8 protein-coding genes are annotated in these 11,931 nt (G+C 50.1%); all 8 read right to left on the reverse strand.

The features are described from left to right. Nucleotides 1–19: 19 nt before the first annotated feature. On the reverse strand, nt 20–1,192 hold the full coding sequence (locus A1332_RS07985) for a glycosyltransferase (protein WP_064007979.1): 1,173 nt from the start codon (nt 1,190–1,192) through the stop codon (nt 20–22). 65 nt (nt 1,193–1,257) lie between these two features. Further along, nucleotides 1,258–2,361, reverse strand: a complete 1,104-nt coding sequence (locus tag A1332_RS07990) for a radical SAM protein (RefSeq protein ID WP_064007980.1) — start codon at nt 2,359–2,361, stop codon at nt 1,258–1,260. Nucleotides 2,362–2,396: 35 nt separating this feature from the next. Next, entirely contained in the window at nt 2,397–6,314 is a 3,918-nt protein-coding gene (locus A1332_RS07995) for a glycosyltransferase (RefSeq protein ID WP_231890242.1), read from the reverse strand. Nucleotides 6,315–6,331: 17 nt separating this feature from the next. Next, complete coding sequence (locus A1332_RS08000; RefSeq protein ID WP_064007981.1) at nt 6,332–7,723, reverse strand: radical SAM protein; 1,392 nt, start codon at nt 7,721–7,723, stop codon at nt 6,332–6,334. A 23-nt stretch (nt 7,724–7,746) separates the two neighbouring features. After that, nucleotides 7,747–8,820, reverse strand: coding sequence for an alpha-ketoacid dehydrogenase subunit beta (locus A1332_RS08005; protein WP_064007982.1), 1,074 nt, complete (start codon nt 8,818–8,820; stop codon nt 7,747–7,749). Then, nucleotides 8,813–9,832: a thiamine pyrophosphate-dependent dehydrogenase E1 component subunit alpha gene (locus A1332_RS08010; protein WP_231890243.1), complete on the reverse strand. Its 1,020-nt coding sequence runs from the start codon at nt 9,830–9,832 to the stop codon at nt 8,813–8,815. Before A1332_RS08010 ends, A1332_RS08005 begins: the two co-directional genes overlap by 8 nt. 5 nt (nt 9,833–9,837) lie before the next feature. Next, nucleotides 9,838–11,358 (reverse strand): PfkB family carbohydrate kinase, encoded by a 1,521-nt coding sequence (locus A1332_RS08015; protein ID WP_064007984.1) that lies wholly within the window; start codon nt 11,356–11,358, stop codon nt 9,838–9,840. Between the two features lie 4 nt (nt 11,359–11,362). Next, nucleotides 11,363–11,926, reverse strand: a complete 564-nt coding sequence (locus A1332_RS08020; protein WP_064007985.1) for an SIS domain-containing protein — start codon at nt 11,924–11,926, stop codon at nt 11,363–11,365. Nucleotides 11,927–11,931: the final 5 nt, after the last annotated feature.

Raw genomic sequence — 11,931 nt, forward strand, 5'->3', positions numbered from 1 at the left:
AATAACTAGTCCGGACGTACTACAACGCTTGAATATGTTCGAGAATCTGCTCGGCGCGGACACCCCAAGTATGATGACTTTTAATAAGTTCCAGCGTTTGTTTTTGCGCCTGACTGCCTTGATATCGAATACTTTTCAATTGCTGGTAAACATCGTCAAAATCCAGCCATTTAAACTCGTAATAATGAAATTGCGGAGTGAAAAAATCGGAAAGTCCGCGAGTATAAATTGCTCTTCCGGGATTATAGCTATCGTACTTATCGCCATCGCGATAGTCATACCACATCAACAATCCGCCCGAGGCCATGCAATCGATGGCGCGAAAATGAAAGGAAATCCCATCGTGCAAATTGATATTGGATTTTTGATGAACTCTGTTGAGTTCCAACGGATTCTCTATAAACCGACGATAATATTGCCGATACTTACTCCAGACACGCCAGTTCTGACTACCGTAAATAGCAATTGACTCGGAATATCGCAATGCAAAATCGATCAATTCGGTACGATTACTCATGCGTTTTATGCGAATTAGCAGATCGTAATAAACATCGTCACTCAGCGCGCACGAATACCCCAGCAATTCGCTTGCGATCCGATCAATTATACCGACACAGGACTCGTGAGTTTGCTCACAATAGGTATTGATATCCATATATTCGCTATATCGTTTGAGCAACATCTCAAAAGTGACGCGAGGATTATCCGGATGCAAAACCCGCGATAACTCTTGTGTCGTCCACGGTTGAGGAATATGACCAATAAAGCTGAACTCAGTATTGCTATCTCTCGCAATATTTTCAGGAAAATAGGTTTCAACACAGGTACCGGGCGGCATCCAATCCAGATACCCGCCAGGATTAAAATTTACCAGCCATCCAGGGTCCAAGGCATAGGTAATATCGCTACCGGTAATGTCACTTTCACATCGACCCTGCATATCCACTACCCAGGAAATATGCAAAATATTCAGCTCGTGCAATATCGGAATTTCATCCTTGACCCGGTTCATTTCAAAAATAGCACACGGTTTTTTCTCCCTGACCCAGTCCCTTATTTCCGTCTCGTTCAATAGTTTGCAAGCCCCGCTGACTAATAACCCCTGCTTTTGAAACGCTAAACCTATAAAGCCGAACAGCCGCCGATGAAACGCACTTTCGGTGGGCATGAAAATAGAAATATGCTTAATCATTCCTGTAATATCTGACTTATTTAACGACTATCCAGTCTGCTTCTGAATCCTCTTTGTAAAATAGCTTAGGCGGTTGGAACTGCATATCGCCAAAAATCTCGCGCTTCACCACCTGAGTTAGCATAGCTAATGGATTCATCTATTTTCTCAAGAGAATAATACTCCCGCGCTGGCTTTCCGAAATGATCGGTTACTTTATCCAAGGACATAATCTGGCAAAACGTGCAGGCCTGACAAATAGGATTTCCCGGCTCGGTCACTTTTCGCTTATAACTGGCGTAAGTATCGGAAGCTATCAGCCCTTCCAGACCGTTTTCGAATATATTGCCTAATTTCTGTTTGCCATAGCAAGTCCACAGATCACCGGCATGATTGACGTATAATCTGTCCTGATATCCGGTACAGTGTTCGCGCCGCAACAAGCCGACGCCGACTTTAAAAATACTGTCATCAAAATGCATAGCTTTTGGATGGCACTCCACAAGTTTTCTGACCCGCGCCACAGTCTCTATCGCCTTCGGAATATCGTAAATCAGCAGTTCTCCAACCAAGTCGTTATTAGGTTGCCGTAGCTCCAAAAAACCAATGCGAAACGAGCAAAAACCGTTATCGAGTAGATAGCGCGCAAGGTCCGGCAACTCATCCAAATTACAGCGCATGGCAACAGCGTTACTGGCTAAATGCGGAGTACTAGAATTCAAGCGCAATTTAGCCTCGTTGATTAAATCTATAGCCCTGGAAATTTCGCTAAACCCCAGGCCGCCACGGATTTTGCGCACCGTAGCGTCGTTGACGCCGTCGACCGAGAGCGACAACAGCATCAATCCGGATTTAACCAGTTTCTCGGCATCGGCGGCAGTTCTAATCAATTTGGCATTAGTCTGTACCGACACTTTGGCACCCATATCGCTTAAATATCCGACGATTTCGAATAAATCCGGATTGATATACGGTTCGCTACCGTCGCCAATATGAATTTGACCGAAATAATCGAAACCCGATTTCAAATTTTTAACTTGAGCAGCGGACATCACTCGGAATTTTTTCAACTTATCGTGAAAAGTACACATGGCACAACTGATATTGCAGCCCAGTGATATTTCCAGATGTAAGTTTGGCAAGGGTTTAACCCCCAATAACTCGCCAAACTCTTGACCACTCATCAACATGCCATTACTCCGCTATCCTGAAATACACTAACCGACTAATTAGCACCGAATCGATTACATATAGCATCCAAAACCCGCCCTGAAATAGCCTGATAAGAAAATAAACCGACAGTTTTTTGATAGGCTCGCTCGGCGATTTTCCTGCGTATTTCGCCGTTGGCTAGATAATACTTAACCTTCTCGACGAGATCGGCTTCATCGTTGTAATAGGCCACTTCATGCTCGTCATAGTAATCGGCTAGTGGCGCGCCATCTTTATAGATGGCCCGGGACAGCATGAATGCGCCAGCCGCCATTATTTCCAAAGCATGCATATGTAGCGTAGTCCCCGGACTGCCGTTAAAACAGATTTTCGAGCAATTCATTAGGTGGTTAATAAATTCGCCGTTGTCGGCAACACCTTTGGCATAAGGCGCAAACCGGTCAAATCTGTCCCAATTTCTGCCATAGAGCGCCAATTTAATATCCAAATCGGCATCGATCAACGCGGCAATCGGTGCCGTTTTCATTCTCAGCAAATAGTCAAAATGAAACCGGGTAGCGCTTCCGGCCAGCAATAAATTCACTGCCGCAGCGTCCACCAAAACACCTTGGCTTTTCAACAACGCCACAATGGCGGAAAAGCCGTCGCTTTGACTATCTACTCTGAGTTGATGAAACTGGTTGGCCGACAATCCTTGCAGATACTCGATTACGCATCGGTAGATGTCGACTAATTCGGCACGCTCGAATTTTCCCTGATCCAATAGCGCAGTTTCATGATGATCGAAACACCAATGCTCGGAGGGAACACTTTCAAACGCTAGAAACGTCCGTTCCGCATCGACTAAATGACTGATCACCAGAAAGTCGTATTCGAAAACGTTGGTCCGCTGCGGATGATAATAATGATCGTTAAATCCCACAGGCAGATACTCGGCCGGAAAATCTTTGAATAAAGATCCACCGTTCATTGCCAGCCAATGTTGAGAAAACATGAAGGTAAAATCCATTTTAGTCATCGTCAGTGTGTTACCGGTGATATTGGGCAACATATCCTGTATCCAGTTTACAAATGGCACGGACTCGGGAATGCCAGCAAACTCATGCCGAAAATGATCTATGGTCAGGATAATGTCCGGCTTGAAATAATTAATCTCGTCTAGCAAATGCTCGATATTGCTCAAGTAATAATTTTCAGTTTCGCTACATAACCGGATCGTCGCGCCCAAACGCTCGAAACCGTCAAGCCAGTCGCGCATGCAGTATTTGAGAAAACTGGAGAAACGCGAGATATACCCCAGCACGCGCAATTGGCCGGCGTGTTCCGGACTAAATTTCCGCCGCCACTCATCTGCGGTTATACCGCGATAGTAATCGGCAATTTGCTGCAAATTTACAAGATGCCGCTCGGCTTTATCTTGCTTGGCTGCCATGGATAATTGATAAACTCGCTCTGCGCCAATCGGCGCTTGCGGATCGAGATTGAACAACACGTCCGGTACGGCGGCTTCGAATTTTGAAAACTCGACAAATAAATCGGCCTCGGCATGTTCATCGTGATAAATGCGCACACGCGGGGCAAGTAATAGAGGCCGTAAATCATGCAATAGCAGATTCAATAGCCATATTTCCGGCTTGGCTTCGATCAGATAAACTGGTACTTCAAATTCTGCCATCTCAGTAATCGGTAGAGCGGTCGCGTTAAATGCTGCCAATAACTCGTAACCAGAACCCAAGCCCACCAAAGCATAGCAGCAGGTATTTTCGCGGGTCATCTCGGCAACATTGTTCTCGATCAAGCCTTTATGCTCAAGCAGTGCAATATTATCGAGCCGATAGCTTTCTTTGCCATCCGTCTCCACCGAAATCCGCCAATATTCACCGGCGATAGCTTGCTCGACCGTGATGACTATCTGCTGCCGCGGCCAGGCGGCCAGTAAGGCTTGGCCTAACTCAGGGCGGTATTCGGCCAGGCACAACAGATTGTTTTGCAGATTGGCAAGACAGGTTTGCTGCGCAGACTCCAAGCTACTGATTAGCAATACGTTCTCGCCAAAAAGTGCGGGCAAAACTGCTACCGGTTCCGACTCCAGTTCGCTGACATGCTCAGCATTACTCAGCGCGCGTAAATCGGTTAAATCGATTAAACGCCGGACTGCGGCCTTATACGTAAACTGTCGGGCCAGGCCCTCCGGCGGCTTGGCCGGCTGCAAGCGCTGACGCAGGATATTTTGCAATTCTTCGGCTGTTTTGAAGAACAGACAATACTCGTCCCAATGCGGCGGCTCGGCGACATCCCGGCAATCGTATACCAGCGGAATACAGCCGCAGGCGGCTACTTCGGCAAGGCGCTGGGAGTTGATTTCGAAAGGATGGCAAACCAAGGCATAGCGCGCCGAACGATAAACATCCGCCACCGCCACGCCATGTTGCAACTCGCCGCGATAATACGCCGCCACCTCGGCGTCCTGACCCCAATAGCGGCCATAAACATCCACCTGCAAACCGGGGGCGGAGGCTGTTTCCGGCATGCTGCCTGCCGCGACATTGGCACATCCCTGTGCGGCGGTCGCTTCCGGCATCGTGCCTCCCGCAACACCAGCACATCCCTGTGCGGCGCATAACCATTTCACGGCATAGTCGCGGATTACGTAATGCAGCAGCTTCCAGAATACGAACTCATAGCTTAAAGAACTAGCTGCGGCGATTTGAGTAACAGTCGCTTCGTCAAAGCGGCCACCTTGCTCCATAACCGCGAGTAGTGCGGCCAACGCCTGTTTATGCTGACTGTTTTCCGGATCAATCACCGGCAAATAGGAACTGCCGACAAACACAATTTTGTCTGTCCGGGCGGTTTGGCGGTCGCCATGGAATATATCATCGTCGATCACGAAATGTAGACGCTCCACTTTCGACGCCCCGCATTGCTCCAGATAGCGGTCGAACAGCGGCGAAATCGACAAATTGAAATCCCGATCTCGCCATTTTAACGGTTGCCGATTCTTCAGCTGCGGCATCAAATCTTGCCACCACACCAGATTGACGATGTCATCGTGCATGAAGCTATTATTCAAACTGTTGACATAAAAACAGGCATGCGGATCGAAGCTGATATATTTTTCCAGCATATCCACCATATTGCTGCCTTCCATTTCATTGTCTTGAACATAAAGCAGCACATCCCAACCCAGATCAGCAAAAGCCTTGGCTACGCCCCGCGAGCTGTATTGCATGACCGTAGTCAAACGGCTGGTAGGAATAAAAATCCTGGGCGGTCTATTGCAGACTAGCCGGGGTTTTAAGGTTTTGGCTTTGTTCAATAGCTGCTGAAGTAAGATCCGGCGCTGACGTTCGACCGCACTACGAACAGTGGCAATATCTTGTTTGAGCTCGGCTTTAACGTCGTCGTCCAATCCTTCCGGAATCTCTACATTCTCCGGGAACCGCATGCGAGAACGAATAAAAAAATCCTGCAAATCCGGTAGTTCCAGATGGATCAGATTCTCAAAACCATGCGCGGGCAATTCGCCTCGGTAATAACAAACCTGCAAGCCATCGATAGTCGGATGATCGCAAGCCACCCGATTGCGCTGCTTTGCCACATTCAGCGCCTGTAGCGGATCTATAAAATAGGTATCGAAATGTACATAGTCCGGCACCCTATATTGACTGCGGTATTGCGAGACTTCCTCAATCACATCCGCCGGCATGTCATTGAATTGCACGGCACCGTCTTGAGACATCGCAATGAGTTGGGGTATCGGCAATTGGTTATGGGAAAAAAATTCGACAAATTTATCGGCGGGAACCTGGATAAAATTCGGTAGGACGATGTCGGTAAGCAAGCCGTCGTAATAGCAATATTGCAGGCGCTCAACACCATTGGCATCACGCAGCCATTGTTGCTTGGCCGCTTCGGCGTAAGCATCCTGGATATCCAGAAAAAATATGTCTGCCAACGCCGAGGTCATCAAAGCGTCCGTGTCGATCAAATAAAATTGATGTGTTCCGGCGGGTTTTTTAAATCCCACAGAAACTTGTTCACATAATCCTGCCGGCAGCCGATCGCGCAGTCTTTATGCACATCCACCGACTCGGCCACATCTTTATGCACCTGCCAGTAACGTTCGCTAGTGGCGACCAAATCGTAAAAAGAGTCGGTGTGTAGATCACCGATGTAAAAGCGCTCTTTATTGAAAAACGGCCCGCAGGGATAGATTTTGCCGTTACCGGAAATCTGCAGCAAAAACGGAGTGCCGAAACATTGGTCGTATTTTCGAAAGCCGTCTTTGTACAAATTGGTTTCGCCCGCTGCATTGATCTTGTTCCATTTGGCTTGGACCACGTAGGTGTCGGTGCTCAGGGCTTCCGCTTGTTTCAGGACGTCGCCGATTTTTAGGTAGGCGTCGTAATCGATGCCGATCTCCTTGTATTCAGAGTCTGAACAATGCTTGATCACGAAATAATCCACGCCTAATTCGGCGCCCAGCTTGGCCTCGGCCAATACTTCGTCAAAGCATTCCGGGATTAACACCATCTGCAAACCCAGCGTACATTTGTAATTGTTTTCTTTCTTGATTTTCACCAGTTCGCGGATCTTGTCGATCAGCAAATGAAAATTGACTTCTTTGGATTGGTGCACCCGACGAAAGCCCTCCGGTGTCCCGGCGGATAGATTGAAGCGGATATAGCTCATATTTTTCAGTAAGTCGTGGGCCCGATCCATATCCAGCAATAAGCCATTGGTAGCCATCGCGGTATCGATACCCAATTCACCCGCCAACACGGTGGCATCGTAGAGGGTCGGGTTTAATGTCGGTTCGCCGTCGCCGATGAATCCCAAGGAGCGCACGCCCAACTTGCCGCAGTCGCGGACAAAGTTCAACAAAGCATCCCGGCCAATCATGGTGCCCTTGGTCATGTTCTGTACCACCGCGTAGCAATACAAACAGGCGGTATTGCAAAATTTGGTCAGCCCCATATCTATATGCACCGGCGCAAAGCGTTGGCCGTTTTGCCAAGCCTGCACTCTATCTAAATGATGCATCATTTTGTGGCCGTCGAAGCGGAAGCGTTCTCTCTGCGTGCGAAAACTGGGGCCGGTGAACTGGTTCGGAACATGTTGTTCATGCTCGCTGCCGGCTTCCAGACGAATGATGCCTTCCTGGTCGTCGTGGGAAATGCTCTGCAATTTCTGTCCGGGCAATTTGGCCAACTGGCTGGTATCGATTACCTGATAGTCATTTGATAACGCACTGCGATCGACGATGTTATTCGACGTACGTAGTTTATGTCCGGGTTGACTGAACATCGGCACATTGTCGGGTATATCGGTTACGGCGCTGTTGCCGAAACGATTGGTTTGTTCACTTTTAGCCATGGTCTGATGCTCTTTTTTATACGTTAAAACGGGCCGACAAAGCTGCGGTCGGGTTGATCTTTAGGCAAATCGGATTGCAAATCCCTGTTCACCGACTCTATTAATTCGGGTTTATCCAACATTGCCAAAACAGCAGAGGCGATTTGCTCGGCCCCCGGATAATAGTGGTTGGCTGCAAAATGCGAGGTCGGTACCGGATGGTTGGGATAAGCAATCAAACGCGGCACTTGTTGCAAACGATGCCCATGGGTTAACACGAGCTTCGACAAAAGCTGATGTCCCATCGACGCCATTTCAGGCGCGCAGTCGGCTATTACCAATTTACCGCCGGTTTTAGCCAACGATGCGGCAACACTCTCTATATCCAAGGTGCTGACGCAACGCATATCCAGTACTTCGGCGTCGATACCATATGAAGCCAGCACAGTGGCGGCTTTCAAGGCTTCGATGCTCATGTGCGAAAACGCGGCTACGGTAATGTCAGTACCCTGCCGCAGCAAGGCCGCGCCCGATAAAGTCGATAGCCCCTGCTGTTTATCGACCTCGCCTTGGATGTGGTGCAGCCAGCGGTGTTCGATAAACAGCACAGGGTTGTTATCGGCAATCGCCGCCAACATAAAGTGGTAGGCATCGCCGGCAGTAGTCGGCATCACCACTTTCAAGCCCGGCACTTGCGCGAACATAGCTTGCAGACTTTGCGAATGTTGCGGCCCCTGCCCCCAGCCGCGACCGATAATCACTCGAATCACCAACGGAACTTGCTGCTGACCGTCGAACATGTAATGCCACTTCGCGGCGTTATTGACTAATTGATCGACCGACAACAAGGCAAAATCGATACGCTGATGCACCAGCACCGGTCGCATACCGGCCAGGGCCGCGCCAATGCAGATGCCGGTCATGCCGTTCTCGGCCAGCGGCATATCCAGCACACGCTGCGGGCCGTACTTTTCCTGTAAGCCTTGGGTAGTACCAAAGATGGTTTTTGGATCGGGCACGCCCTCACCGATTAACAGCATTTCCGGAAATTTGGCCAACGCATCGTCCAAGGCTTCGCGGATGGCTTCACCGTAAGTCATCATGCTCACATCACGCATACAGATGCTGCCTCATACTGTCGATCGTTGGGTGAGTACCTTCCAAAGCCGACGCAAACGCTTGTTCAATTTCCTCAGCCAACTGGCTTTCCATCTGCGCAAGTTCGGCGTCATTGCTCAATTGCAATCCGAGTAACATCTGCCGGGTTTGCAGCAAGGGACAACGCAATTTCCACTCCGCCAGCTCGCCGGGGCTGCGGTAACCCAAGTCGTCATCTTCGTTGGGTCCGCAATGCTCCGGCCATCGATGGGTATGCAATTCCAAAAACTGCGGCCCCAACCCATTCCGGGCGTTGGTCACTGCTGTTTGCGCCAACTGAAAGACTTCATCGACCCGATTACCATCGCCGCTAACCGCAGTTAAACCATGGGCAGTGGCAATTTTGTGAATATCACGTTTGGGCTGACGTTCCGCCAACGGCGTCATTACCGAGTATTGGTTGTTCTCGCAGATAAACAGTAAAGGAAGTTGCTTTAGAACTGCGAAATTCAGGGTTTCGTGCATCACCCCTTCCTCAAAACAACCGTCACCGAAGAAAATCACCACCACGTTGGTCGCTTCCGGCATCCTGCCTCCCGCGACACTTGCATATCCCTGTGCGGCGTCGGATTTTTTCATCTGCTCGGCCCAGGCATAACCGGCGGCTAATGGCACGGTACCGCCGACAATGGGCGTGGACGCAATAAATCCGGCGTCCAAGTCGGTCAGATGCATGGAGCCGCCCCGACCACCGCAGCAGCCTTCGGCAAAGCCATACAACTCCGCCAATAGACGCGGCAGATCGCCGCCTTTGGCCAAGTAGTGGCCGTGGCCGCGATGATTGCTGAACGCCTTGTCTTGCACCGTCAAATGCGCGCAAACACCCACTGCGATGGCTTCTTCGCCGATGCAAAGGTGAGTTGGGCAACGCATTTGCTGCTCGGCATAGCGCCGGGCAATCGCTTCCTCGGCGCGGCGGATGCGCAGCATTTGATAATACAAGTGCTTCAAGTTGGCAGATGCGGGACTCATGACGGTCATTTCAACAAGGTGGTAATGTATTTGAATAAAGCCACGGCTCGCACCGGCTCGCGGTTACAGACGATCTGCACGTCCAACGCGGCAGCGGCGCTGCCGGCAAACAAGGCTTGCTCCGGCGACAACCCGCCCCCCAAACACAAGCCGGCCACGGACAGAAAAGCATCACCGGCGCCGATCCGATCCACCACTTTGGATGATAGGGCGGGAATTTTGTACGCGGTCTTGCTAGGGTCCAGCATCAAAGCACCTTTGGTTCCGCGGGTGATAGCGATATGCCCGGCATGTAATTTATCTGCCAGTTGTGCCGCCAATTCCTCGATGACGCCTCCCCTATCATGCGTCGCCAAACGTAACTCCGGCTCGTTCAAGGACAAGAAATCGGCTTTCGGGTAGCGGGTGATCAAATGATAACCGCGGTTACCACTGTTGACCTGCGCGTTGACGGCCAGAAATTTGGCCTTTGCGGATAACGCCGCCACCATTTCGCTGGAAATAAAGCCGTTGCCAAAATCAGGGACGATCACTACATCGTAATCCTGTAAATGCTTCTCCAACCAAGTGACGATTTTGCGGTTAGTCTCGGCCGGCAAGGGTGCATCATTGTAAAAATACACCTCAAACAACTTGGCAATGTCAGCGTCGACATAGCGGCGCTTGACGATGGTCGGCCGATCTTGGCTGAAGAAAAACACCGGATCTATGCCGGGATTCAGATTCGTGCGAATAAAATCTTCGTGGCTTTTGGTGGCGCCCAGGCCGGACAGCAAGGTCACATTGTGGGCGAATTCCGCAACGTGATTCGCCACGGCGATCGCACCACCGGCAAAGCGTTCGTAGTCGTTGTATTTCACCGAAAACACATTACCCTTGCCGGTCTGCCCCAGGGGCGAGGTGTAATGGTATTCGTCAACAATTGCCTCGCCAACCACCAGCACATTCAAACCGCTCAAGGCCTTGAGCTTGTCGATAATCTCGTTGGCGCCGACCGTTTCCTTGAATTGATCGAGGTACGCGGAAATTTCCGGGGAAAACACCTCAAAATATTCGTTCAATAAGCGTGTCGAACTCGACGTTAATTCATCGGTAAAGTAAATCTTGCCGCCATGCCGTTCCACCGCGTCTTTTTCGTGTTGGATATTGCCGGTGAGATCGTCGCTGGTGCTTTTGTAATCGCTGCCCTTCACATACAAATCGGGTTTGACCTGATCCAATACCTCCACCGCGGTAATCGCATGATTGATCGCCACACTATCCACACAAGCCAGAGCCGCGATGTTTTCAGCACGCAAATATTGATTGAACACCGGCCGCCCAGGGCCTTTATTGACGTATTCGTCGGCGGTGACGCTAACCAATAAGGCATCGGCCTGCCTTGCACCGCTTTGCAAATGACGGATATGGCCAATGTGCAGTAAATCGAAGGTACCGTGGCATAAAGCTACGGTTTTGCCTTGCGCTTTCAGTTCGGCCGCACGCTGAGCGAGTTGTTCGATAGAAACGATTTTTTCCGTGGACATGAGCTTATTTCCTGAGCAAATGATCGGTTATGTGGTGCAACACGAAGAGATGCCCTAACTCGACCATGCCGTAATGACTGCTATCCAACCAGCAATTCCAGCGTCCCAATTTCCGCAGGGGATTGTCGGCCTTAAAACCACTGAGCGTCATCACCGGCAAGCCCTTGGCATTGGCCGCTAATACCGCATTGACGATATTCAAGGATTGTCCGGAACTGCTGATAGCAATCAATAAATCGTCGGGATTGGCAAACGCGGTGATTTGTTTGGCAAAAGCCTGTTCGTAACCGAAGTCGTTGGTAAAACAAGTCAAGGGCGCGGCTTCGTGCAGGGTCAAGGCGCACAAGCCGCCGACATTACGCAAGTCGGTGATCACATGACTGGCAATGGCCGCGCTGCCGCCGTTGCCCAACACCATGATCTTGGCCTGCTGCTCGCGGACTCTGGCAAATTCGGCCAGCAGTTGCTGAATCACCGTTTCGCCGTCCAAGGTTTGACTTTGCGCGTCGGTAAAGACGCTGTTGTTTAGCAAAGTCGCAAAATCCGCTGCCGCTTGTCTGATAGCCATGGGCT

The organism is Methylomonas methanica, assembly GCF_001644035.1.
GTDB classification, from domain to species: Bacteria; Pseudomonadota; Gammaproteobacteria; order Methylococcales; family Methylomonadaceae; genus Methylomonas; species Methylomonas methanica_A.

Coding starts and splice junctions, on each gene's coding strand:
- A1332_RS08000 (WP_064007981.1), bottom strand. CDS start 7,723: ATGGCTAAAAGTGAACAAACCAATCGTTTCGGCAACAGCGCCGTAACC.
- A1332_RS08015 (WP_064007984.1), bottom strand. CDS start 11,358: ATGTCCACGGAAAAAATCGTTTCTATCGAACAACTCGCTCAGCGTGCG.
- A1332_RS08005 (WP_064007982.1), bottom strand. CDS start 8,820: ATGCGTGATGTGAGCATGATGACTTACGGTGAAGCCATCCGCGAAGCC.
- A1332_RS07995 (WP_231890242.1), bottom strand. CDS start 6,314: ATGACCTCGGCGTTGGCAGACATATTTTTTCTGGATATCCAGGATGCT.
- A1332_RS08020 (WP_064007985.1), bottom strand. CDS start 11,926: ATGGCTATCAGACAAGCGGCAGCGGATTTTGCGACTTTGCTAAACAAC.
- A1332_RS08010 (WP_231890243.1), bottom strand. CDS start 9,832: ATGAGTCCCGCATCTGCCAACTTGAAGCACTTGTATTATCAAATGCTG.
- A1332_RS07985 (WP_064007979.1), bottom strand. CDS start 1,192: ATGATTAAGCATATTTCTATTTTCATGCCCACCGAAAGTGCGTTTCAT.
- A1332_RS07990 (WP_064007980.1), bottom strand. CDS start 2,361: ATGTTGATGAGTGGTCAAGAGTTTGGCGAGTTATTGGGGGTTAAACCC.